This window comes from Microbacterium sp. MMO-35 (assembly GCF_037147555.1).
In the GTDB taxonomy this organism is placed as follows: domain Bacteria; phylum Actinomycetota; class Actinomycetes; order Actinomycetales; family Microbacteriaceae; genus Microbacterium.
In genome coordinates this window covers 1-22,741 of record NZ_JBBCVH010000010.1, presented here as the reverse complement: position 1 = coordinate 22,741, position 22,741 = coordinate 1, and the positions used below count along the sequence as shown (strand labels likewise).

Genomic DNA, 22,741 nt, shown 5'->3' with positions numbered 1-22,741 from the left:
TAGGACATCATGCACGAAGCAGCAACCCGCGTCGCGTCGGTCCACCGATTCGTGATCGCCGCTCGCAGATTGCGAACTGACTAGCTGGAGAACGTCACCTGTAACCCTGTGATGCTTCCATTGGCTTCGCGGTCTTGAGGATCGCCCTCGCCGGAGGAGACTCGCCACACCGCTATCTCGTCCTCATAGGACTGCGCAATGAGCAACGACAGTAGTGCGAACGGCTTCGGTCCGAGTGGAATGAATGCAAGGCGATGGGCCGATCTCATCGTGTGCACGAGGCTCTCGATCGTGTGGAGCGTATCGAACGGCGATCGGAGTTCGTACTCGAGTTCAGTCACCTCCTTCGAGTGGATCAGTGTGCCGTTGTCCTCACGGACTCGATGGTCGAACCGCTCGTCGGCGTTGTTCGCGACGAACGCGAAGGTGTGAAGAGGCTCGAGTGTCTCGAGGGCCGCCAAGGCGACCTGGTCTTCGAATCCGAGCCCGATCACACAGGCCACCGGCTTTGACGGATCAGCGGTCCACCCTTCGAACCCATACAGCGGTGCATTGATCATCACTGTTGCATGCGTCGACGCCGGATGTGAATCGAAGGTAGCGAGCGCATAGAGGAAAGTCACATCGATCGTCGAAGACGCGCCCAGCTGTGCCAGAGTTCGCACGATGATCGACAGCCGCTCACGACAGAAAGACGAGATGTCTACGGCGACGTGCGGTCGCTCTTTGCTGTCGAGGAGTTCCGCCAGGTCATTAACCAAAGCTTCTCGGAAACCGTCGTTGGACTCCAGATGCTGCACGACACCCAAGGACTCGAAGTGCTCAAGATTGTCTGCGTAGTGAAGAACGTGGTTGTGGGGGTAGGTGTAGGCGATCACCCGGTGGGCAATAACGTCTCCCGATTCTGCGACGTATCGTGAGCGCTTCTCATACCCGCAGGTCGCGATGAGCAGATCCGACGAGAAGGATCCCTCAGGCAAGAAAGGTGCGTAGGAGAGGCTTGTCGTCATCGGAGTTCGTCCAAGTCAAGTGTCGGCTGGCCTGTGGCATGCGGGCGGGGTTTGACCAAGTTGCCTTCGAGGAGGTTCGATAGCGAGACAGTCTTCCCCTGACGCACCGGGAGTCCGTATCGAGGCGCAAGAAGGTAGGAGAGCCGGTAATGCCGTCCGCGGGCGTCGGAGGCGACGGGCGCGGTGGAGTTGTCTCGAGGGATGTGCACGATGGCGCCTGTGTTCACCGCTTGCTTGAGGAGGGAAAGATACTTCTCTGGAACGGCCTGATCGACGAAGAAGCCGGCCGGCACATCCGAGCTGAACTTCTGACGGACCAAGCGCTCGTGCAATGCCTCTCCAATCGCATCCAGCAGGCCAACCAGCGTGACTGCTCGGCTCCCGTCTCGGATGCCGGTCTGGGCATGCAGGAGAGCCATGAAGCGGTTGGTAGTCACTTCGATCGCCGCTGCCTGCGTACCGCGCTTGAGCGGGAGCTGGTCGCTGGTTTCGATATTGGTCATGAGTTCGCGAACCAAGATGGTCGACATCCGGGGATTTCCGTCTGGTATGGCCAGCATGGTCGCCTCACCTGTGTACAGCTCCCGCGTGGCCTGAGTGTCTCTGCGTGCTCCGTTGAGGAAGTGCGAGCGGACGATCGCGATGTTGCGAATCTTTCGTACGGTTGAAGCCCTACGATTGGCCGTCAAGCCATCCATTTCGTTCAGATCGATCTGATTGGTCCGAAGATAGTTCGCGAAGGTGGGATCGATGCGCTGCAGGCGTTCCATGGATTGCCATACGCGCCCGCCCTTCCTATATGGATCGAACCTGCGCCGGCCTCCCCTGGGAGAGTCTGATGAGTCGAAAACGCTCTCGCCAAGGGCGACCTCAGGTGTGACCGCCGAAGGCACTCCGACCGCTTCGCGCTGCATCTTGAAGAGCTCTCCCACGAATGCGTCGGATCGCTCTGGTGTCGTGAGCGGGATGAACTCCACATCCTGACCGTGGATCGCACCTCGCTCGCCCACAAGGAGATCAGTGGAGCGGAGTATCGGGGCGAGGGACAACTTGAAGATGAGTGTTGGTTCCTGGCCGCGGAGGCGGCGCAGAATATCGCTGACGATGCCTTCGGGGGCCAGCTCGAGCTCGTCGAAGAGCAGTGTCCATTGACGGTCGATGTCCTTTGCCACCTCGTTGGTCATCTGGGTGATCTCGGCCACCGCGTGCAGAGGATTGAGGAACGCCCAGTCAGGGAGTTGCTTGCCGTCGAGAGCGCGATACCGGTAGGTGCCGAGCTCGTTGAGACGGTCGCCGATGTCGTAGCGAAGCCGGAGCAGTGAGGCGGATTGCGTCCTCAACTTAAAAAGTGAGGCGATCCGGTCGGCGATCAGAGCCTCGGATGCTGGCTCAAGCGTGAGCCGGAGATGCCGATTGGTGTCGTGCGTGGCTGATTCGGCACGCCCCAATCGAAATAGCAGGGTCGATACGAGGGACTTTGCGATGTGGAGCGCATAGGCGGCGGCACCGAATGCTTCGCCTTGCGCGCGGTCGCCTGCCCGAAGCTGCTCCGACCACATCGCATCCGTCCCAACGAACACACCGACATCCTGTACGCGCTGGCGAGCGAGTTCGGCATCGGCGCCACTCCAGGCGGATAACGCGTCGGGCGTCAGCATCTTCAGCAGCGTCGTCTTCCCGCTCCCACGAGGACCCACGAGGATCGCGTTTCGCGCATCGCGCAAAGTCTGAAAGGCAGGAGGAGGAACGAATGAGCTCGCGACCTCCCTAGGCGACAGCTTCGTCGCGTTGTAGGAGAAGACCGGATACGGGGCGTCGAGCTCCTCGACGTATGCGGAAGTCATGCCTGTGTCTCCCTAGCGGCGGATAGTTCCGCAAGTGCGCCGTCGGAAGACAGCACTGCTAGAACCTTGGGCGTGCCCGACGCCAGAACCCGGACGAGGCGCCGGAGGTCGTCGAATGTGAGAAATCGCAGGCGCGGTTCCAATGCGCTGATGTCATCTCTCGTCAGAACAAGTCGTGAGGTCGTGGCCTCCCGAAGGCGAGCGGCCAATCCCGAAATGCTCGTCTTCCAACCGAATCCGGTGTTGCCGGGCAGGTCTTCGTCAGCGCCCGAGATTTCCCATCCGATCGGGCTGTGAGTCCAGGTGGTCACCGTGCCGTGCGCCCCGGTAAGCCCGTCGGCCTGGGAGGATGCGAACTCGATCACGTGAAACTGATGGCGTACCTTCTCTGCGAACGGACCGCCTCCGAAATCTGCGGAGTAGGACGAGGACGAGAACAGTGGCGGGGAGTCCCCAGAGCCGCTGGCGTACTGGATCCAGCCGCGATGCTTGTGACCGTGCACGATCAACCAATCGCCGTATTCGCCAAGGCAACGGATGACGTTCTCATGGCCGATCGACGAGCTGCGTTCCTCAGTGTCGAAGTCGGGTAGCTGGTTCAGATGGTGATGAGTAAGGAACACTCGTACCGGAGGAAGGTCACCGATCTCGAGAAGAGACTTCTTGATGCTTTCGGCCAGTGCATCGTCGTAGTGCCCGAAATTGTGCTCCGGTTCGCCATCTTTGGAGTAGCCGTGATGAGCCGCCGAGTTGGCCGACACTACGACGACGTCTGAGTTGTGGAAGACTGCGTGCTGCCGCGAGAAATAGCGATCTCGATCGGCATCCGTCCCGAATGGGAACGGGGGCTCCAGCGATTGCAGACTCTTGAATGGGAGTACGTCCACAGCCGCCCGCGAGTCGTAGTCATGGTTGCCTGACGTCGCGACCAGCGGTGCGCTGAGCTCGTTGGCGAGCCAGTTGAGGTCGTCCCAAACTTGGGTGAGCGGACCTCCATCGGCCTTGTCTGTCATATCGCCAGCGCAGAGAACGAGACCGATCCCATCAGGGAATTGACGACGTACGGCATCCCGTGTCAGGGCGAGCATGCCCCTGGGGCCTGCAGACAAGGCATAGTTCATCGAGGCGCTGGTCCTCGCACGCTGTAGATCCTGAATAGCGTGGAGGTCCGATAGCACCAGCGTACGGAAAGGCGCGGACACGAGCCCATGCTAGCGGCGCCGCGCAGACTCGCTCTGGCGCTTCGTCCGGCTCGGCGCTACTGAGATATGAACACGCGCTCGATCAAGTGCATGCTCCGTGTGGGTGCGGATCCCAACGAGCTGTGCCGCTTCAGATCCTGGGTTTCGAAGTTGGGGTACAGCTCCTTGATGTCAGGATGTGTGGAATTCGTCACCAATACTGTGGCGCCGAGTTTACGCAGACGTTCGGCCTCTGCGGCGAGTAGCACCTGCTGGTCCCAGTCGAAGAGCTTCTCGTTGTAGTGGATGAACGGACGCTCGGGTCGTCCCTTCGAGTAAGGCGGATCCATGAACACGAGGTCGCCCTGACGAGCACTTGCAACCGTCTCAGCGAACCCGGCGCAGTGCAGGTGCGTACCGCCGCTGAGCACCTTCGAAACCGCGCGGATGTTCTCCTCATCGGTTGGGCTAGGAGTCTTGGGCGCTGACCAGGGGACATTGAATTCGCCGGCACGATTGACCCGCCAGAGTCCGCCGTACGCGCCGCGATTCAGGTAGAGAAACTGAGCTGCGCGGCTTGCTGCAGTGGTGAACTTCTGACGTTTGAGCCAATCGTAGGTCTCCTTGCCGAAGGACCACTCCTGCAACGAACCCAAGACATCTTCGGGGACATCCCTGATCGCCTGCCATGTGACCACCAGAGGCTCGAGCGCGTCGCCGAGGTGGGCATCCTTCGGTTGAAGCGCGAGGTAGAGGGATCCGGCGCCGAGGAAAGGCTCGTAGTACGTTCCGAAGTCAGAGGGGAGCATATCCCGGATCTGAGGAACCACCAATCTCTTCGACCCAGCCCAGCGAAGGAAAGGACGAACGCGGAGGTTCGCGTCCCGGTTAGGCTCTTCAACTGACAAATGTTCCTCGCTCAGCTGATCAGCCCTCGGCATTGGCGGTCGCCGTGCGAACGCCGGCTACTTGCCTCGATCCTAGGACAGGGCGACCTGTGTCCGCGGAGGCTGCGATCTGAGAATGTGCATCGACCTGCACCTCCGACCCCTTATCGTTCAGGTTCGGGGCCGTGATCGTTTCACGAGGGGGTGCCTCAACGGAAGCACCCGCCAATTTCGCTACGATCCGCGGATACTGGGTGTGGACAAACGCCGCGGCATCGAGCTTTGCGAGCGATGCAGGCGAACGGAACAGGCGCCGACGAATCTCCCAACATAACTCGGCCAAGAGCACGTCGGCGTCGGTACGGAGCGCCTCCTCGCCACACAACTGCTCCAGGACGAATTGGGCCTGCGCCTGGGGGACGACTCGGATCGGGAGCCCTGCAACGACCTCAAGCAGAAAGTACATGACCGTGCGCAGCTCTTCGTCAACGAGAGGCAATGGCGTGATCGAGAGAGGTCCACTGGCGCGGGGAGTGATCGCTGATTCGACCTTCATCGCCGCGGTTCGGAGCTTGTCATCATTCCGGTCAGCAGAGGTAAGGGAGGCATAGAGATCGGCGAGCGCGAACCCGAGACCAGCGATCGCGTCATGCAATTCTCGCTGCTGCTGTACGAAGACGGTGACGACGATGCCGAGCACCGCAAGAGTGATGGCTGGCCAGACCGCCTGAGCGTTGAGAAAGCGCGCGGCGATGGCGCCAACGACCGCGGCGATCGTGCACACGCCCAGCGCAGCAACCAGAAGCGCCCATCGGCGACCGCGATATCCGTAGGCCCGGGTGTACGCGGATATCGCAGGGGCGCCCTCGGCGACTGCAACTCCCGCGAAGTACATGCTGATACCCGCATAGCCCAACATCGTGAGGAGGCCGGACTTGCCGAGCGGAGACGCTGCCGTCCCGACAAGGAACAGAAGAACCGACAGCGAGATCGTGCAGGACATCCACAGCAGAGTCCGGCGCAACCCGGCGCTGGTGACGCGGATCACCTTGGCGAACCTGACAGCATACACGGGTGCAGCCCACAGATGAAGAAACAGGCCACCGACCGTCGTTGCCAAGGTCACATAGATCAGCGGGAGCCCCCAGAGCCCGAGGACTTTCGTGCTCTGTCCGGCGATCAGGGTACCGACGATTCCGATGAGACCCGCGCTGACTCCCGTCCAGAAAAGTGGCCGGCTCGGCCCTGCGGAGCGTTGCGCGTAGCCCGGGAAACGGTCCACGAGCTGACGCGCTGCTTCCCAGCCAGCCGGAAGCGGAGGTTCGCCATCTCTCATCGTGCATCGTCCTTTCGCGGACCGAGATCAGGTGAGTCCGAGCGCGGGCCCCGGCCCTGCGCGAGACCTGCCCCGCGGAGCTCCTCCCGGATAATTCGCCGGAGCGTGACCAGCTGTTGCTCCTCGCGTTCTTCGCGCATCCGCTGTCCGACGTCCGCCGCCGCAGGCCGGAAGACACCGACGAAGAAAACCGCAATGACGATGAGGCCCATCGTCAGATACGCGGACTCCTCTGCAGCTGCAGGGGTGGAAAAGTCCCAGAGCGCGGCAACGGCCCAAGCCCATCCGGCGGTGATCATCGCCATCCCACGGGCGACTGACGGGCGCCACTTCGCAACCAGTGACGCGAGCAGAGCAACGAAGACGACTGAGATTGCGACGCTCAGAGCCCCCGAGCGGTCGATGTTGAGGAAAGGATGAGCGGGGCCGAGCTCGAAGAGGAGCAGCCAGGTGATCAGAACTGCGAGAGTTCCAAGCGTCATCCACGCGACGAGTGCCGTGACGTGCCGCAAAACTACGCTCACACCGGAGATCAACTCTGAGACGAACCCGAGCGATGGGGCCATAAGTCGCCGGGGAATGTCAAGACTGTCGCTCATGGCACTAGATTGCCTCGAAGCCAGTGTCCAGGGCGAGAGGCGGGTCCGGTCAGTGCTGAGACTGCGGTGCAGCGATCGGGGCCAGCGCGCCACCCTGCAGCGGAAAGCCGCGGAATGCTGCGGAGGTGGGATAGAGGGCCGCGCATCGCGGAGCTCAACGATATCTCGCGCCGCGGCCGATTGATCTCCCCCTGATCCGCACGGTGCTCCGCCCAGATCGCCCGAGTTCCTGGATCGATTCTGAGCGGGTCCTCCGTCGACTCGGCTCGGCCATCGAAAATCCGCGGCGGGCACGTCGCATGGATGCTTTCGCAGCCAGAGCAGCTACTTCTCCTCCGGGTGGGCCTGGATGTCATCGTTGAGCCACCCGTAGAAGCGATCGCTGTCGCGGCGTGTGTTGCGTGGTTCGGGCCCGTCCCAGTCCTTCTCCTCGTCCTCACGCTTGAACAGGCCGAGAGCTTCCATCCGCGCAAGCGTCGGCCAGAGCGCCCGCTCATGCCAATCGACCAGCGCGAACGAAGGCGGCGCCGCTCTCTCGCGGTAGGCGGCGAAATGCGCGACCATCAGGGCGGTGAGCATCTCCACGGCGACGGGGTGCCGGTACCAGTCCGCGTGGAGGGCCGGGATGCCCTGCCTTGAGACAGACAGGTTCCGCAGGTACCGGTCTTCCAGCCAAGTCACCCAGTCGTAGAGCCGGCGCCACAGCATCTCCCGTTCCAGGCCGCGAAGCTCCGCCCAGGCGAACGGGCCATCAGACGCTGCGGCGAGAGAGGCCTGGAGGTCCTCCATCTCCTTCTGCTGCGCCTCGATCGCGGACTGCTGATTCTGCACCGCTTCATTGAGCGCGTTCAGGCCTTGCTGCTGAGACTGCTGGGTAGCGGAGACCTGTGTCAGCATCTCGAGGATCTGCTCGAGGACGTCCTGATCCTCTGTCGACGCACCGGCGGGCGGCGGCGTCTCCTCATCGCCGTGGGCCCAGTCGGGATATGACCCGGGATCTTCCGGCGGGGTGCTCGACCAGTACGGCTCGTCGTCTTCGTGGCTCATGCTGCAGCTTCCTCTTCGACCCGCCCGGTGAACTGCTCACCGGCGGCGTAGCGGTCTCGCTCGGTCTTCGCCCAGGCGAGGGACGCCTTGTACTCGCTCTTCTGACGGCTCCTCCACCAGGGAACGAGGGTAATCACAGCCGGCGGCTGGTTCCGGTAGAAGAACAGCGCCCGCCCGTCCCACAGCGTGCGGATCCGCTCCGGAGCGAGAACCTGCTTCGCAAACCCTCGGCCCAGGTGGTCCAGGGAGCCGGCGAGGACGGCGATCTTCTGCAGGTAGTCGGCGTCCTTCAGCCCACCCATGACGAGCAACTCCGTGGCGTTGTTCACGATCGTCGTGGCGGCCGACTCGCCGTACCGGTCCACGATCTGCTGGTAGTCCTGGGCGATGACGGTCGGAACGATCCCCTCGCCACGCCCCGTGGACATCACTCGCGGCAAGGAGGGGATGGAGCAGACGTTCATCGCCTCGTCGAGCACCAGCTCGAGGGGCGGGACGCACAGCCCGTTGCGGGTGATGTCATCCGAGGCCATCAGGTACAAGGACTCGACCAGCGCGGTGAAGACGCTCGCCGCCGGTGAATCTTCCCCCTTGCAGATCAGGTAGAGGCTGTCGCGAGTGCGGTGATGACCGCTCGCATCGATCACCCGGTCGTCGTCGCGGGGGCAGACGGCATCGAGAATCGCTTCGATCGAGAACGCGTTGAGGATGCCGCTGGCCGACATATCCGTGCTGCTCACCGTCTCATCGGCCTTTCCCCGGCAGTACTTCGTGAGCAGCTGCTCCCAGTGGCGGATCGCGCCGGGCCGCTCGCGGAGGATGTTGTACGGGGTGTCGTCTTCGAAGTCGCCCATCCAGCGCATGACGTCACGCATCGTTCGACCGTCGATCGCGGCCGCGTGCAGCATGCACTGCAGGACGATGGTGACGGCCTGAGTGAAGAATCCCGAGTTCGACGACTGCGTGCCGTCGATGGGCCGAGCGGCAACGATTGCGGCGGCCCGCTTCATCGCCATCTGCCCGTCCTGGCAGCCGGCGACGATGTTCCACTTCACGCGCCGCTCCCCCATCCACGACACCAGGCCCTCCGGGTCGAAGACCATCACCCGGGCGAACGGGTGACGCACCATGCGAAGCCAGGCGGTCAGCTGCAGCACATCCGGTTTCGTCGACGTCGCCACGATCGCCCCGCGTGCCCGGAGGATCAGCCGAACGACCAGGCGCACGGTCTTTCCAGCACCGGACGGGGCGATCAGGACGCGGGTCTCCTCGAGCATGTCCGTGAACCAGCGGATCCCGAAGAACCCGAACCAGCCGATGCGTCCGAGCGGCTCAGCGGCGCGCGCGGTCAATGGCGATCGCCGCGGCCGCGACTTCCACGCCACGATCAGCTTCAACCGGAGAATCGTCGCGCGACCATTGTTCTGCCATCCCAGGTTGCCCGACGTGACTCCCCAGATCAGGGCCGCCAGGATGACCAGGATCCCGAACGCGCAGAACACGGTCGAGGCGGGCATCGGGGTCCGCTGCAGCACTCGCGTGAGCAGCTCCGGCAGCGTCCACGGGTAGTCCCACACCCCGGTGGGCGTGAACAGCGCGCCCAGGTGCACGGCGAGCGGGATCCCGATCCACAACATGAACACGACCGCCGCGGCCGCCAGCACGTACCGCATGAAGTGATGAGCCATCATCGTCCTCTCCGGCGAAGGCCCCGTCGGCCCCACCGCTCGTTGGTGTCGTGCAGGCGCATCTCCTCGTCGACGAGGACGACCTGTACTGCGATGCCCGTGGCGCCCTGCACCTTGATCAGCGCCTTACCTGCACCGGGCGGAGGCTTGGGGCGCCCGTTCGGGGCCCGACGCGCTCGGAACGACCGAGGGCTCCGCCAGGAGGCGACGCAGCGCCGCTCCTCGGCGTTCATCGACACGGTCGTCTCATCGAGCGCGTCGACCGCGTTCTTCGCCAGCCCGAACATCACGACCATGCCGGCGTTCTCCGCCAGGCCCAGGGCCGTTTCCCGGTCCTCGTGCGTGGGCAGCTTCTCCGCATCCTTCGGGGAGTGCGTCACCCACACCTGGCCGATGCCCTCCGTGCGGTTCGTGCGCGACAGCTGGTCGATCAGGCCCGCCATGCCCGGGGCAAGGCTCATCGGCTTCCACAGCTCATCGCCGACAACGAAAGGGTTCCGGAATTCGGCCAGGCCCGCCATGGCGAGCTCCCACTGTGCGTCGATGGCGGAGAAGCCATGCGCCCACGTCGCGATCATCACCGCGGCGAGCACCTTCTTGTCCGCGCGGCGCATCTTAGACAAATCCACCGACATGCCGCCCGGGTTGTCGACCCGGATCTGAACCGTCGTGGGGCCGTTGAAGATGACGCCCATGGGGCCCTGGACGATCGACCGCAGCGTCTGCAGCAGGCGACGCACCGCCTTGCGGTAGTCGGTCCTCGAATAGGACACCGAGGCCGCCATCAGCTCCTCGATCGCGGTTCCCTCGTCGAGCGCGCCTTCCTCAAGCAGGTCGATCAGATCGCTGAGGATCGGCGCGTCCGTCCGATCATGCACGAGCCGCGTGGCTACGGCGATCAGCGTCTCCTCGAAATCGGCCAGAGCGGCCCCGCGAACCAGGCGCGCAAGCCCGATGATGAGCGTCGATGCCTGCTGCAGAGCAAGATCGCGCAGCTCTGCGGCCACCTGTTCCCCGGTCTTGCCGCCATCCGGGTGATTGGGGTCCGGGACCCAATCGACGGCGACGATGCGCTGGGCAGCGTCGAGCAGAGCGCCAAGATCGAGCGGGTTGATCGTGTGCAGGCCAGGGGCGATCTCGATCACGTCGCCGCCGAGCTCACGGATCAGAGGAGAGTGCTCTCCCTTGATATCGCCGAACACGAGAGGCGGATAGCCGCGATCGCAGAGCCCCGCAATCCACCTCGTCACGAGCGATGACTTGCCCATCCCGGGGATGCCGAACACCATCGCCGATGGGTTCGAGATCAGCCCGGCCAGGAACCACGTGATCGGATCGCAGTACACCAGTGACCAGTTCGTGAGGTCCGGGCCCAGCGGGACCCCGAGTGCGGGCCGGGCCGAGCCGATCGCGAACGGATGCAACCCGGGAACCTGCACCGACGAAGAGACCCACGTCGCCAGTTGCGGCATCAGACCCCACTTGCCGCCGTACTCACCCACATAACCGCGGGGCATCAGCGGCTTCGGCTTCGTGAACGCCGGACGGTTCCGGCGCGCGTACGCCACCGCCTCCGGGGTCAGCGCGCCGCGGTTGCTCCGCCGATCACGCCGCTCCGCGCGCTTCAACGCCTGCGCGTAGGCGCGGTCCTGCCGGCGACGCAGCTGCGACGACCTCCCCATCACGATCGCTGCCCCTGCTCTGCCCGACGGGCCCTGGCCGCGCGGAGGTCATCCAGTGCCCAGAGGGCAACGAAAACGCATCCGAAGATCACCTCAACGGCGAGCATGCCGGCTTGAAAGATCACGCCATCACGGGTGGGAGTCCCCAGCAGCCCCAGCCCGGTGGTCATCGTGACAACGGCGAACAGCAACGCCAGCAGCGCCGCGGATGCCCAGGGGTTGTGAGGCAACCGGATCTTTCCCACGGTCATCACCGCCCCCTGCCGAAGACGATCTCGGCCGGCGTGCGGAAGTCCTCGACCCGCTGCGCCCGGGGCGGGTTGAAGACCGACGCTCCCGAGTGAGTGTTGAACCTGTTGACGCGCATCCCCCGCACGTCGACGTGCGCCTGTCGCGGCCGGCCGCACGCGGTCGACGTCGACCAGTACTCCTCGACCACAACGCCGGCGAGAAGGTCCCCGCCGCGCGTGATCGAGTACTCAGTCCAGGCAGCCTTCGGGTCGAACGTGACCACGGTCGTGGTGTGCTTCTGCATGGTCTCTCCTACTTCTTGAAGGGGTTGTCGGCGAACTCCCACGGGATGAGCCCGAACGGGAGGGTCATGTGGAACAGCGCGGCCTGCAGGCCCTTCGAGCGGCGCACCTTCATCCGCGAGGAGGTCATCAGCGACAGCAGAGTGTTGCGCGCACGCCGGCTGGATTCGGGGTCGTCGTCGTAGGTGCCGGTCATGAGCATCGCGAACGGGACGAGCGATGCGCCCTCGGCGATCTCGGCGTCCAGCTTCTCCGCGACACGGATCCCGCGGCGGGTCGTCGCGGTCCGGCGGCCCTTCTTCTGCCCCGCCACGAAGTCCTCGGCGCGGACGGCGTTCTCCGCCTGCGTCTGTGCCTTGTCCGCCGGCACCGCCTGGTAGAAGATCGCGACCCGCTTACGCAGGAAGGCGCCGTTGGGCTGCAGCATGCGCAGCAGGTGGTTGTCGAAAACGACGCCCCGGGGAGGGCGCCGCATCTCGACGGTCTCGGCCGCTCCACCCGGCAGCAGCAGACACCCTCGCCGCTCCGCGAGGAACGAGGGGCCTGCCGCCGCCCAATCGAGCTCCACAGCCTGGTCCCGTGCACGCAGCAGGTCGAAAGCGATCGCCGTCTCCGGGTCGTAGGCGACCTGGGCGACCTCCACCAGGTCGGGTTCGGTCATCGGCACTGGATCGCCGGCACCGCCGGCACTCAATGCGGCGGCATGGGACGGGAGCCTCTTCGCGATCTCAACCACCGCGTCTGCCGCGTTGCCCGCGGAGCTCGCCATCGCGGCCTGCTTCCAGACCACCGTCACATATCCGGTGATGTCGGACGAGTGGTTCGGGAGGTCGGTGACCAGAGCATCCATGATGCGAGACGCCGCAGGCGGCGCGTCCGGGTCCCGCTCCCCTCGCACGCTCTCGCCGAGCTCAACCCCGGTGCCCGGTGCCGAGTCGATGATGACCGACGCGCCGATGACGCCCTCTTCGACAGACAAGGTTGCGATCCACGCGCCGTACTTGGCGACCATCATGTCGATGAGGTCCTGGTCCTCCATCCCATGCCCGTCGGGCTCACACCGGAATGAGACAGCGAACAGGTTCTTGGACGGGAAGTGGATCGCGTCGAACGCGTTGCCGTAGCCGTCGACCCCGCGCAGCAGTTTCGTCTGAGCGAGGATCCCCGGCAACGGGTGTCCACCTTCGTTGTTCGCGAGGTTCGACATGGCACCAGTGATGTAGTCGGACTCGCCGTTGCGGGTCCGCTTCCTGATCTCACGCTTCTCAGCGATGCGGCGGGCCATCGTCTTGCCGTCGTACTCCCAGCCGTAGAAGAACTCGGCGAACACCAGGGCGGTCACGCTCCCCGCGGTGACCCAGCCGTTGTCTACCTTGCTGACCATGAAAACGATGATCGCGATCCCGGCCCCCAGGATCAGCGTGCCCGGCAGCGTGAGGATCGAGATCCCGGGACTCTTCTTCTCGAACCAGTTGCCGTAGGTGATCCGCTCCTCAGTCATGCTTTCCTCCGATGGTCTCGTCGATGTCCTCAAGCGCCTGACGGGTAGCCCGGTTCGCGCTCGCGCTGGTCACCTGCGCGGCCTGCGCGGCCGCCTGCATGCGCCGTGTCATCGTTGCGGCGTCCTGCCGATCCGAGGTAGCCCGCTGCGGTGTCGGCGCCGGGCGCCTGGCCGGAGGGGTTCTAGAGGGGTGGGGTGCGGGACGGTTCGGCCCCGGCGTCGCAGGCGGAGTCTGAACATCCGGTGCCGGTGCCGGTGGTGCTGCGGGCCCACCATTGCCCGCGTCCACCGTCGACGCGCCGCCCCCGCTTTCCGCGGGTGGTGAGCTGGGAGGACGGTTCTCACCGCCACCCTGAGCCGCTCCTCCCGCGTCGGGGCCGGCACCACCGCCACGGCCCACGTTCTTGGCGGCCTGCTGGCCGGCCTGCTGTGCAGCAGCCTCGGTGGCCTTGGAGCCGACGGTGGTGCCGAGCTTCGCGCCCAGCAGGCCGGCAGCCGCGCCGGCCGTGACCACGGCGGCGCCGACGGCGACGGCCGTCTCAGCGATCGCGGCCGCGGTCTTGAGCGCGACCTCGCCACCGTAGGCCCTGCCGAGAGCCTGTACCTGCGGGGCGATGATCCGCATGACCGCGGGGAGGACGAACAGCGCCATCATCTCCAGAGCGAACCCATACAAGATCCCGCCCAACCCGTCGGACCCGGACTTGAGCTTGAACGCCGCGGCGTACACAACCGCCGCGGGGAACGGGTAGATGACGAACGCCAGCAGCCAGGACGTGATCTTGTCGAAGGAGTCGGTGCCCTTCTTCACCCCGAGCGTCGCTGCAGCAGCGGACAGAGGCCACAGCCCCACGAGCACCATCACGAGAGGACCGCGCCCGATCATGATCGTGTACTGGATCAGCAGCCCGAGTGTGGCGATCGCGCCGATCACCAGCGGCAGGGCGGGCGAGATCGCGAGGACCGTGTTGGTGGCCAACGTGGTCCCTGCATTGACGCCCACCATGGTCAACAGCCCGATTGCGAGCAGATGCGCCAACTGGTCGAGGGCGGCGACGATCAAGCCTCCGCTCGTGCTGATCAGCAACAGCACCGCCATACGCACGGTCATCTGCCGGATCTTCTCGGCACGCAGCTTGAAGAACGTCCACCCCGCGCTGATCAGCGCTCCGAGGATGGCGAAGAACCAGGTGACCTGGGCCAGCGAGTCCTGAAGCCACCGCACCACACCATTCGGATCCGTGAGGCTTGCCAGCAGCGGGATCGCCACCCACGAGGCGAAGAACATCATCTCGAGCTGCGCCCACCCGTTCATGAACACGCTCGCCCAGTGCGCGGCCGTCTCGTCGGCGACAGTCTTGATCGCGCCATCGATGATGGCCGTGTTGACGCAGATAGGGTCCCACCAGTTGCAGCGGCCTGCCGCTGCCGCTGCCGCGGATGCGACAAGATCGACGATCATCCGGCCGCCTCCCAGGGAGTGAACCCGTTCGGATCGACGGTGATGTCCGGCATGCTGGAAAGCTGCCCGGTCGGTTCGAGCGCGATCTTCCAATCCGCATCGACCCACCGGAGCGTGACGGTGAACCCGGTGTACTGGCCACGCTGCGGCCAGTTCTCCACCAGCAAGATCTGCGCCTGCGCGTCGGTGTAAGACAGCACCTTGAAGCCCATCGTGCGGGCCCACTGCCGGCTCTGCGGGGGCTGTGCGGCATAGGTCTTCGCGATGCCCGCCGAAGCCTTAAGTAGGCCTTCGTTCTGCACATACCGGGATCCGAGGATCTTCTGCGCGGTTGCGGTATCGGCTGCGCGGACAGCCTGGGTTGCCCCTACTGCGGCCATGGCGGCGCCTGCCGGGGAGTGTGCGAAGCACTGCGCGACCCCCTCGACGGTCTTCATCGGTCCCTTGGACGCGCTGGTCGGCCAGCTGTTGCCGTACGCCACGGTCCACGACAGATCCGGCGGTGCAGCCTGATCGGAGGGGTTCGACGGCGAGTACGGGCAAGCCGCGGTCGACGTGGGCTTGGTTGTCGGCGGTGAGCTCGACGTGGACACGGGGGCCTGCCCCGGGCTCATCCAGGTCTTCGGCAGGAGGATGAACACACTGGAGCCCAGGACGAGGACGAGGAGGATCCCGGAGGCCCACCCGGTCCACTTCTGACCGGGACCTCCGGCGAACACCGAGACATCACGCCAGGGCCGGCTCCCTGGCTCATGCTGCTTCTGCTTTGCCATCGTGAACGCTCCAGATCAGGGTGTCGGTGTCGCGGTGGGGAACATCGTGAGCACCGCGGGGAAGAACGCGCCGGCGATGTTGGTGGCCAGGGAGGTCCCCAGGGCGGCGACGATCCACCAGAAGAACTTGCTGATGAACTCCTGCACCCCGTCGTTCTTGAACGCGATGAATCCGCTGACGGCAAGGAACAGCAGCGCGATGAAGGCGATCCACTGAATCGCCCAGACGATGTTGCCGATGATGTCCTTGACCGGCCCATCCATCCCGGGGATGGCCACAGCGATGGTGCTGTTCGTGAACGCCGGGAAGAAGATCTTGACGATGTCTTTCGCGTAAGCGCCGACCGCCGCGGCGATGACCCACGCCTTGGCCTTCTCCATGAACGCTTCACCCTGGTTGTGCCGGTACGCCTCGAACCCGGTCGCGAACAGCACCAGGAGGCCGACAAGGGAGAGGACGGAAACGCCCCAGAGTGTCCAACCGATGATCAGGTTCATCGCGGTGTCGACGCCGGGGATTCCCTTGGGCGTGATCGCCTGGAGAAACGAAAACGAAGGGTCGGCGCCCGTGGTGTGGGTGACGAGGTTCATTGCGTGCCCTTCAGAGGTGTCAGGAGTGGTCGGCCGTCAGCTGAGCGGCGAGCGTGGGGAAGAACTTCGTGAAGGTCTCGGTGACGGCACCGGGCGCCCAGCGCCATGCCTCCACCCACGGGATCCGCGACGACGGCGTGGGTCCTGCGATGATCAGGACCTCATCGGCGAGCGGTTTGGGGAGCTTCCCGGGCGCATCCGGTACGAGCAGCAGCCGCGCGACGTGGCCGCTGGACCTCCGCCGGGCCAGTTCACGCCGGGCTGCCTCTAGCCCGGCGTGATGCGTGCGGGCCACCAGCAACCGCAACGCCCGCTCATGGTCGGACGCATACGGCGACTCGTTCCCATCGCGGAAGCCGGTCGCCGCGGCAAGGGTGCTGGCTCCGCAGCCGGAGTGGGCAGGGATGAGCACGGGGATCGGTGACGCGCACTCACCGCAGAACGCCCGCTCCGCTGGGGAGAGCTTGTGCCTGCACCGGTAGCAGACGAATCCTGCCTGCGGCATCACCGCGTCGCGAGGCGCGAACATCAGGCCACCGCCTCGAGGCTCACCAGGCGAGGAACAACCTGGATTGTGGTGCTGTGGCGGGTGGGCTGGCCTGCGATCACGAACCGTGCGGAGAGTCCCTCCAGCTCCTCGAGCAGGGACACGACTGGAAACTGATCGGGGAGCACGCCGAACAGCCGGTGGATGCGGGCCGAGAACTTGCCTGAATCGTCTGCGGCCCACACGTACACGTCGGCATCCACCTCGGCGCCCGCCGCGGCGAGCATCTCTGCGGCGACCCGCAGCGAGAACGCCGATGTGATCCTGTGCGCGCACGTCACTTCGAGCGAATCTGGATGCTGCTCGACCACGGCGAACCACTCCCGTACGAGGCCCGCCGTGCGGAACAGGACGGGGTCCGGGCCGACATAGCCATCTGCGTGACCGTCGGCGAGCTCCCTCAGCCATGACGGGATCGGAGCGTTCGGCGTGAACACCTGGTGCCAGGGTGATCCGGTCATCGCGGCCCGCACACCCCGGACCTGGTCCCACGCAGCGGCGCCTGCAGCAGCCGACGTGCCACGAAGCCTGGTGATCGAGTTCATGAGGAATCCCTTTCAGCTCAAGAACGAGGTAGAAGACGGGCCGACCGACGCGGCCACCGGCACGCTCGGGACATCGCCCGCGGCCGCCGGATGCAAAGCGTTCGTGATGCCGAGAACCACCGCCAGGACGAAGAACACGACGACCACGGCGGCGATCGCCGTCACGACGAGATAGCTGACCGGCTTGCCGGCAAGCGGCAGCCGATCCCGCAGCGACGACCACAGCGGGCGGCTGCCGACGAGCTCTGGATGCGGTTCCTCGGGCGCATCGGTGCCCATGACATCGGCAAGAAGATGCTGGACGCCGAGGGGCGCCGACGCACGAGACGGCCGTTCGGCATGCCCCCCGGGTGTCAGCGGCAACCCGCATTCGCCGCAAGCGCGCAAACCTGCCGGCATCAAGGACGCGCAATGCGGGCAGGTTGCCGTCACCGCGGCGCGATTCGTCGCCGTTCGCCCCTCCGCCACCCGTGCGCGTACCGGGTCGAGCACCGACGTGAGCTGGTCCGACGGAGCGAAGGGCTTCTGCGCGTCCACTGGCGTCATCGCGCCGTGTCCGTCGACAGGGAACAGGCGAGGCCCGTCCCCCTTCGACTCTGTGACCACGACCAGGATCGGCACCCCGTGCTGATCGGCCTCTGCCGCGAACCTGCGCAGCGCGGTCGCACGATCCTCGGGAGCGCCGTCGACCAGGACCACTCCCGACTCCTCCACCATGATGTCGTGGGCCATCTCACACGCTCCTTCGTTCGCCGGGACTCGATCGGCGCCTTCACCTACAAGGGGCGCCTGAAGACCGCCGGAACCGACACCCACGATCGAGAGCGACTCGTCCGGATGATGAGTTGGCGGAGCATTGAGGAGGAGACGGGCGTATGAGAGGTCGATCACCTCATTGGGTCGCGGCAGAATGGGGAGATGCCACGCGAGCGCAAGCCTCCCAAGGACATGCCCGACGTCGTGGTGCACGCGATCCGCGCGATCGCCCCGCATGGTCGCGCTGAGATCGTCCGATTCCTACGCGCTCACCCCGGCTCGACCGCGGGCGAGATCATCAACGGCACCGACATCGACCGAGACGCGCTTCGCAAGACCCTGCCGGTACTGGAAGGGACGGGGTTTCTCCGCACGGATGTCGACGGAGACCGGGCGCGACGCACCGTCCGCTACTGGATCGACGAGGCGAGCTTCACTCAAGCCTTCGATCTACTCGCAGGATACCTTCGCAGCGACAGCGGGAATCCGTAAGACTGCACCACTTCAGATGGTCGCGGCGAACAGCAGAACGCTGATGCCAGCGACAGCCAGCGAGGTTCCGTGGGGGTGCCGCGGATCCGCTCCACGGGCCTTGCGCGCCATGATCCGCACCGCGCTGACCGCAAACGCCAGCTGAGCGAGATAGACGGCGATCAGCCCAGCCACGCTCCCCACCGCGAGCGTGAGCGCCGCAGCGAACTTCACGTCGCCAAAACCAACTGCCCCTGCAAAGCCCAGGCCCACGTAGATCACCGTCACGATCACGGCCGCGCCGACGGCACCGAGCGCTGGACCTGTGCTGGCGGGAGCGAATGCTGAGCCAACGACCTGCACGCACCCGAACGCCGCCAGAGCGCCGACCCATCGATTCGGCAGCGTGAATGTGCGCTCATCGATCCATGCCAGCCACATGGCCAGCACCGCCACCGCGGTGACGACCGCCCACTGATACCCGAGCGCTCCGATCGCGCGCTCGAGCACGACAAGCACGACGCCGAGCGTTGCCGCGGTGAACGAAGGAATCCACGGCCGCCCCCAAAAGACCCTGGGGGAGGGGGCGCTCTCGAGGGCGACGGTGGACGTGTGCATGCCGATCATCAACCAAGCAGTCTGGAACGGGCTTCGTCGATGAGCAGCTGGGTCTCTTCATCCGCGTCGACGTCGACTCCGATGACCTCGAACATCGCGTCGACGATCTCATTGAACGCGTGGATGTCGCCGGCGGACATCGCCGTCTCGATCTCCAACCGCCATCCAGCCTCGTTGAGCGGATCTGCCGACTGGGCGATGCGAGCTCCGAGGCGGGCGTTGCTGAACTTGCCGGTCTGCAACGCGCGATGCGTGAGCTCGTCGGCAGCATCGAGGATCGCGGCGCGCATGGTCTCTTCAAGCACGGACCGCCAAGTCCACCACCCCTTACGGCGGGAAACCCCGTCGAACGGCTGCCCACGCACCAGGCGGATCGCGCTGATCAAATCATCGTTCGGGGTCATGCTGAGGTCAGGGCCAATGAGCCGGCAGAAGTCCAACCAGTCCATACCGGCCTGCGGCTTCGGGAACCCGCCGGAGCTCCGCCCTTCGGGAAGCAGCGGGCTCCCATCCGGGGCGTTGCCCAGAGCGACCCGCACTTGAGCAGCCAACTGACGGGCGTTGTTGTTGTCCGTCGAGAACGTGTCCGGCCACAGCTTCTTCTGCAGCAGAGCCCCGGGCACCATGGGCGAGCCCTGCAGCAGTAGGAAGGACAGGAATTCAGCGCCGCGGCCGGGAAGCTTCCCATCCACGTTGAGGACATCGACCGGGCCGAGAACCCGCACGTACGGGACCGGCCAATCAGGCACGGGAACGGTCTCAGCCGCACCCTCACCCGTGATCTCATCGTCCACTGTGGGCACCGGCGTTTCGCCAGAATCCGCCATCTCATCCGAGGTCACTGTCTGCGCTGGCACCCCAGCGGGAGCCTCGATCTCGTCCGCTGGCTCCGCGGCGAGGGTTGCCCCTTCGTCGCCGTCGCGGGACATCTGCCCGGCTGCGATCGCGTGCTCGAGCGGGAGATCTGCGAGCTGCGCCGGCTGCTGTGTGGTGGCGAACAGGTCAAGCAGCAGCGCCAGTTCATCGCCAGCAATGATCTGGGGCCGGAACGGGAGCGGCGGCACGACTCCCCCGGAGCGGTACTCCGCGGACATGTCTGACGCGACCTGAATCGTCGCACCAGCGATGAGTTCGCCACCCTGCGTGATCGTCGCGATGCCGAGACGCGGCATCCGGGTGACCAGTTCGGAAAGTTCCTGACGAATGGAACCGAGGGGCATCTCGGCCATGATGACCACGTGCGGGGCCCAGCTCTCCAGCTCGGTCGCGCGCGATCGCGCTTCCAAGACGCCACTGACTCCATAGGAGTCCAAGGCCTCCCGGCGGTCCTCAAGATCCGCGCGGAGGTTGCGCACCAGCGCCGGGACGTCCTGAACCTGACGGAACCGGTACCGATCCAAGCCTGGCGGCAGGTTCCACTCCATGCCGACGAGCGTGACCCGGATGTTGTCGGACCAGGGGTTCCTCGCGAACTCACCAGCGAGAGCGTTGAGCATCCCTCGAGCGATCTTCTCGTCGCCCGTCACGTTCAGCGATCCGATCTGCTCCAGGTCCAATAGGAGAAGCCCTCCCTGAGTGTCCGCGCCGATCGTCGCGAGGGCCGGATACGGCGAGACCGTCGCCCGCTCCGGAGCACGCACGGTGCCCGTGCGGACCGTCCACACCGTCTCATCGTCGAAAACGGACTCGAACGGTGCGGGGAGCGTCGACGGAGTCGCCAGGTAGAACGCGATCTGGTCAGCCGAGACCCGAACCGCGAGAAGCTCCGGCAGAGGGCTACCGGAGTCCTCCGCCCACGCCTGCAGCGTACGAAGAGCAGCGTCGATCTCCTCGACACCAGTCGGGTCTTCCACCATCCGCATCGTAAGTTCGAGGTTCTCCGCGCCCCGCTGCGGGAGCGCAATCCGCTCGCCCTTGCGACGACGACGACGCTGCTGCAGTCGAAGACCGCCCAGCGCGCTCAGGAGACCCGCAGCCAGAATGCCACCAATCCCGCCAGCGGTCATCAGGGGGAACTCCACCGAGGATTCCTCGACGGGGACGGGCGTCGGATCTTTCGGCTCGGCCGCGGACGCCTGCCGAGGGGCGCTCGTCGGCTCTGCAACGTTAGGAGCGGACACCGTCGCGGAGCCGTCGGCAGCGCCACCAGATCCCGCGTCAACGGTGCCCGCATAGGGAGTGGTAGGCGCGTCGACACCCCCAGAGGAGGTTGGGGCCAGTGAAGCTGCAGGCCGAGTTGCGGAAGCCGGGGCAGGCACGACTGGGTCCGGCACGGGCACATTCACTACCCAGCCAGGCTGAATCAGATCCGGATCGGTGAGCACCTGGCCGTCCGGCTGCACACCCTGGGTCGCCTCTACGATCTCCGGGTAGTTGTTGCCATCCCCAGTGATGCGCTCGGATATCCCGAAGAGGGTGTCGCCCTCCTGTACGGTTACCGGCTCGTCGTGCACCGTGAACGTGACCTGTTGTCGCACTGGCGTCTGCAGGGCCGGACCCTGCACCGCCGACGGCGCTGGGACCGAACCCACCGAGAAGGACTGCACCGTGACCGCGTTCGCCGGCGCCGCGCCGCTGAGGCCACCGAGGCCGGCGAAGGTGAGGGCGACGGCGCCGATGAGGCCCGCGGCGTACTTCTGCTGGTAGCGGAATGCTCCGATGCGCTTGCGGGTCTTGATGCCCCGCATCGACGCGTACAGTTCCACCAGGAACGGCCCAGCGAAAGAGGCCCAGAGCGCCCAGGCGATGAGGGGGAGCACCTTCGTGAAGAGGATTTGGTTGCCGTAATCGGGAACGAGCGTGACGATCGCGGGCCACTGATCGGCGGTGGGAAGCGGGTTCCCGGCGAAGTAGATCAGCACCAGGGGCAGACCGACGAGAATCGCTGCAACTACGAGGAGGGCGCCGAGCCCTTTGAACAGCTTGTTCATGCGCAGCCTCTCTTAGTGGGTGGTGTCACCAGCGGGGGTAACGACGTTCACCGACTGGAGTTCGCCAACCCGGAGGGTTGTTGACGTCGACGTCGTGGGCATCTGGATGTTGCCGGTCTGACCGTCGCCGCTCCACTCGACGACCCAGTTCGTGGTGGCGGTGACCGTAAACGCGCCGCCCTTCGAGGTGCGCTGGTAGCGAAGTCCGCAGGTCGGCGAGTCGACGGCGGCCGTGTTGGTGTAGGCCGCGGCATTGAACGGCGTGCCCGCGCCGCACGTGACGTTCTGCCCATCACCCGAGTTCCAGGTAAGCGACTGCACCTTTGCCGTCGCCGTCACTGTGACCCCGCCCAGGGTCGCCGTCTTCGATTCCGGGCCCCACGAACTCGACGTCGGATTGTTGACCCACAGCCAGACGGGGATCCCCACCCAGGTACGCCGGTACGCTGCCGTCCCGGCCGGGTCGTCGGTATGCACCTTCTCCTCGGGCGCCATGCCAATGTCAATCGCAGTCAGCACGAACGTCTTCGCGAGCTTTCCCGCGGCCTGCGCGGGCGTGTACTGCTGAATGCCCGGGGGCGGCGCGTCGAGCCACTGCGAGAGCCCGAAGCAGGAGCCCACCGGCACTGTGAAGCGCCCTGAGTTTGTTGGAGACTCCTGACCTTGGAAACGAGGATGGGGTTATGCCGAAAGAGCAGACATCAGGGAAGCCGACGACGCGTCGGTATTCGCCGGAGGAG

At 65.3% G+C, this 22,741-nt stretch carries 22 protein-coding genes; 1 reads left to right on the top strand and 21 read right to left on the bottom strand.

What is annotated here, in order from left to right; translation table 11 throughout:
* Positions 1–80: 80 nt before the first annotated feature.
* The 18 genes from WFJ01_RS16535 to WFJ01_RS16450 all read right to left on the bottom strand — a co-directional run bounded on the left by WFJ01_RS16535 (position 81) and on the right by WFJ01_RS16450 (position 17,958).
* Positions 81–1,010, bottom strand: a complete 930-nt coding sequence (locus WFJ01_RS16535; RefSeq protein WP_336629698.1) for a hypothetical protein — start codon at positions 1,008–1,010, stop codon at positions 81–83.
* Positions 1,007–2,854, bottom strand: coding sequence for an ORC-CDC6 family AAA ATPase (locus WFJ01_RS16530; RefSeq protein WP_336629697.1), 1,848 nt, complete (start codon positions 2,852–2,854; stop codon positions 1,007–1,009). The genes WFJ01_RS16535 and WFJ01_RS16530 overlap by 4 nt, the downstream gene beginning before the upstream one ends.
* Positions 2,851–4,056, bottom strand: coding sequence for a metallophosphoesterase family protein (locus WFJ01_RS16525; RefSeq protein ID WP_336629696.1), 1,206 nt, complete (start codon positions 4,054–4,056; stop codon positions 2,851–2,853). Before WFJ01_RS16525 ends, WFJ01_RS16530 begins: the two co-directional genes overlap by 4 nt.
* A gap of 56 nt (positions 4,057–4,112) precedes the next feature.
* Complete coding sequence (locus tag WFJ01_RS16520; RefSeq protein ID WP_336629695.1) at positions 4,113–4,976, bottom strand: DNA adenine methylase; 864 nt, start codon at positions 4,974–4,976, stop codon at positions 4,113–4,115.
* Positions 4,963–6,204, bottom strand: a complete 1,242-nt coding sequence (locus WFJ01_RS16515) for a hypothetical protein (protein WP_336629694.1) — start codon at positions 6,202–6,204, stop codon at positions 4,963–4,965. Before WFJ01_RS16515 ends, WFJ01_RS16520 begins: the two co-directional genes overlap by 14 nt.
* Before the next feature lie 50 nt (positions 6,205–6,254).
* On the bottom strand, positions 6,255–6,857 hold the full coding sequence (locus WFJ01_RS16510) for a hypothetical protein (RefSeq protein WP_336629693.1): 603 nt from the start codon (positions 6,855–6,857) through the stop codon (positions 6,255–6,257).
* 324 nt (positions 6,858–7,181) lie between these two features.
* Positions 7,182–7,904, bottom strand: coding sequence for a hypothetical protein (locus tag WFJ01_RS16505; protein ID WP_336629692.1), 723 nt, complete (start codon positions 7,902–7,904; stop codon positions 7,182–7,184).
* Positions 7,901–9,595 (bottom strand): type IV secretory system conjugative DNA transfer family protein, encoded by a 1,695-nt coding sequence (locus WFJ01_RS16500; RefSeq protein WP_336629691.1) that lies wholly within the window; start codon positions 9,593–9,595, stop codon positions 7,901–7,903. The genes WFJ01_RS16505 and WFJ01_RS16500 overlap by 4 nt, the downstream gene beginning before the upstream one ends.
* Positions 9,592–11,220 (bottom strand): hypothetical protein, encoded by a 1,629-nt coding sequence (locus tag WFJ01_RS16495; protein ID WP_336629690.1) that lies wholly within the window; start codon positions 11,218–11,220, stop codon positions 9,592–9,594. The genes WFJ01_RS16500 and WFJ01_RS16495 overlap by 4 nt, the downstream gene beginning before the upstream one ends.
* A 53-nt stretch (positions 11,221–11,273) precedes the next feature.
* A complete protein-coding gene (locus tag WFJ01_RS16490; RefSeq protein WP_336629689.1) occupies positions 11,274–11,525 on the bottom strand; it encodes a hypothetical protein in 252 nt (83 codons plus the stop codon).
* Positions 11,525–11,809 carry a hypothetical protein gene (locus tag WFJ01_RS16485; protein WP_336629688.1) on the bottom strand — a complete coding sequence of 95 codons (285 nt, stop codon included), beginning with the start codon at positions 11,807–11,809 and terminating at the stop codon, positions 11,525–11,527. Before WFJ01_RS16485 ends, WFJ01_RS16490 begins: the two co-directional genes overlap by 1 nt.
* Before the next feature lie 8 nt (positions 11,810–11,817).
* Positions 11,818–13,308, bottom strand: a complete 1,491-nt coding sequence (locus WFJ01_RS16480) for an SCO6880 family protein (protein WP_336629687.1) — start codon at positions 13,306–13,308, stop codon at positions 11,818–11,820.
* Positions 13,301–14,770: a hypothetical protein gene (locus tag WFJ01_RS16475; RefSeq protein ID WP_336629686.1), complete on the bottom strand. Its 1,470-nt coding sequence runs from the start codon at positions 14,768–14,770 to the stop codon at positions 13,301–13,303. Before WFJ01_RS16475 ends, WFJ01_RS16480 begins: the two co-directional genes overlap by 8 nt.
* A complete protein-coding gene (locus tag WFJ01_RS16470) occupies positions 14,767–15,543 on the bottom strand; it encodes a hypothetical protein (protein WP_336629685.1) in 777 nt (258 codons plus the stop codon). Before WFJ01_RS16470 ends, WFJ01_RS16475 begins: the two co-directional genes overlap by 4 nt.
* A 15-nt stretch (positions 15,544–15,558) precedes the next feature.
* On the bottom strand, positions 15,559–16,134 hold the full coding sequence (locus WFJ01_RS16465) for a hypothetical protein (RefSeq protein WP_336629684.1): 576 nt from the start codon (positions 16,132–16,134) through the stop codon (positions 15,559–15,561).
* Between the two features lie 19 nt (positions 16,135–16,153).
* On the bottom strand, positions 16,154–16,546 hold the full coding sequence (locus WFJ01_RS16460) for a DUF6668 family protein (protein WP_336629683.1): 393 nt from the start codon (positions 16,544–16,546) through the stop codon (positions 16,154–16,156).
* A 116-nt stretch (positions 16,547–16,662) separates the two neighbouring features.
* Entirely contained in the window at positions 16,663–17,226 is a 564-nt protein-coding gene (locus WFJ01_RS16455; RefSeq protein WP_336629682.1) for a hypothetical protein, read from the bottom strand.
* A gap of 12 nt (positions 17,227–17,238) precedes the next feature.
* Positions 17,239–17,958, bottom strand: a complete 720-nt coding sequence (locus tag WFJ01_RS16450; RefSeq protein ID WP_336629681.1) for a zinc ribbon domain-containing protein — start codon at positions 17,956–17,958, stop codon at positions 17,239–17,241.
* A gap of 186 nt (positions 17,959–18,144) precedes the next feature.
* Between WFJ01_RS16450 and WFJ01_RS16445 the strand changes: the two genes are divergently transcribed.
* Positions 18,145–18,474 carry an ArsR family transcriptional regulator gene (locus WFJ01_RS16445; protein ID WP_336629680.1) on the top strand — a complete coding sequence of 110 codons (330 nt, stop codon included), beginning with the start codon at positions 18,145–18,147 and terminating at the stop codon, positions 18,472–18,474.
* 12 nt (positions 18,475–18,486) lie between these two features.
* Here the strand turns inward: WFJ01_RS16445 and WFJ01_RS16440 are convergent, their stop codons facing one another.
* Genes WFJ01_RS16440 through WFJ01_RS16430 form a run of 3 tightly spaced genes read right to left on the bottom strand, consistent with a single transcriptional unit; the run spans position 18,487 to position 22,622 of the window.
* Positions 18,487–19,080, bottom strand: a complete 594-nt coding sequence (locus WFJ01_RS16440; RefSeq protein ID WP_336629783.1) for an A24 family peptidase — start codon at positions 19,078–19,080, stop codon at positions 18,487–18,489.
* Complete coding sequence (locus tag WFJ01_RS16435) at positions 19,080–22,001, bottom strand: hypothetical protein (RefSeq protein WP_336629679.1); 2,922 nt, start codon at positions 21,999–22,001, stop codon at positions 19,080–19,082. The genes WFJ01_RS16440 and WFJ01_RS16435 overlap by 1 nt, the downstream gene beginning before the upstream one ends.
* Before the next feature lie 12 nt (positions 22,002–22,013).
* Positions 22,014–22,622, bottom strand: coding sequence for a hypothetical protein (locus WFJ01_RS16430; RefSeq protein ID WP_336629678.1), 609 nt, complete (start codon positions 22,620–22,622; stop codon positions 22,014–22,016).
* Positions 22,623–22,741 lie beyond the last annotated feature (119 nt).

Bases quoted from the DNA above. Each gene is read 5' to 3' on its own strand.
- WFJ01_RS16440 (WP_336629783.1), bottom strand. From the start codon at position 19,080: ATGATCGGCATGCACACGTCCACCGTCGCCCTCGAGAGCGCCCCCTCC.
- WFJ01_RS16445 (WP_336629680.1), top strand. From the start codon at position 18,145: ATGCCACGCGAGCGCAAGCCTCCCAAGGACATGCCCGACGTCGTGGTG.
- WFJ01_RS16435 (WP_336629679.1), bottom strand. From the start codon at position 22,001: ATGAACAAGCTGTTCAAAGGGCTCGGCGCCCTCCTCGTAGTTGCAGCG.
- WFJ01_RS16505 (WP_336629692.1), bottom strand. From the start codon at position 7,904: ATGAGCCACGAAGACGACGAGCCGTACTGGTCGAGCACCCCGCCGGAA.
- WFJ01_RS16485 (WP_336629688.1), bottom strand. From the start codon at position 11,809: ATGCAGAAGCACACCACGACCGTGGTCACGTTCGACCCGAAGGCTGCC.
- WFJ01_RS16450 (WP_336629681.1), bottom strand. From the start codon at position 17,958: ATGGCCCACGACATCATGGTGGAGGAGTCGGGAGTGGTCCTGGTCGAC.
- WFJ01_RS16535 (WP_336629698.1), bottom strand. From the start codon at position 1,010: ATGACGACAAGCCTCTCCTACGCACCTTTCTTGCCTGAGGGATCCTTC.
- WFJ01_RS16530 (WP_336629697.1), bottom strand. From the start codon at position 2,854: ATGACTTCCGCATACGTCGAGGAGCTCGACGCCCCGTATCCGGTCTTC.
- WFJ01_RS16490 (WP_336629689.1), bottom strand. From the start codon at position 11,525: ATGACCGTGGGAAAGATCCGGTTGCCTCACAACCCCTGGGCATCCGCG.
- WFJ01_RS16465 (WP_336629684.1), bottom strand. From the start codon at position 16,134: ATGAACCTCGTCACCCACACCACGGGCGCCGACCCTTCGTTTTCGTTT.
- WFJ01_RS16470 (WP_336629685.1), bottom strand. From the start codon at position 15,543: ATGGCAAAGCAGAAGCAGCATGAGCCAGGGAGCCGGCCCTGGCGTGAT.
- WFJ01_RS16480 (WP_336629687.1), bottom strand. From the start codon at position 13,308: ATGACTGAGGAGCGGATCACCTACGGCAACTGGTTCGAGAAGAAGAGT.
- WFJ01_RS16455 (WP_336629682.1), bottom strand. From the start codon at position 17,226: ATGAACTCGATCACCAGGCTTCGTGGCACGTCGGCTGCTGCAGGCGCC.
- WFJ01_RS16520 (WP_336629695.1), bottom strand. From the start codon at position 4,976: ATGCCGAGGGCTGATCAGCTGAGCGAGGAACATTTGTCAGTTGAAGAG.
- WFJ01_RS16475 (WP_336629686.1), bottom strand. From the start codon at position 14,770: ATGATCGTCGATCTTGTCGCATCCGCGGCAGCGGCAGCGGCAGGCCGC.
- WFJ01_RS16510 (WP_336629693.1), bottom strand. From the start codon at position 6,857: ATGAGCGACAGTCTTGACATTCCCCGGCGACTTATGGCCCCATCGCTC.
- WFJ01_RS16500 (WP_336629691.1), bottom strand. From the start codon at position 9,595: ATGATGGCTCATCACTTCATGCGGTACGTGCTGGCGGCCGCGGCGGTC.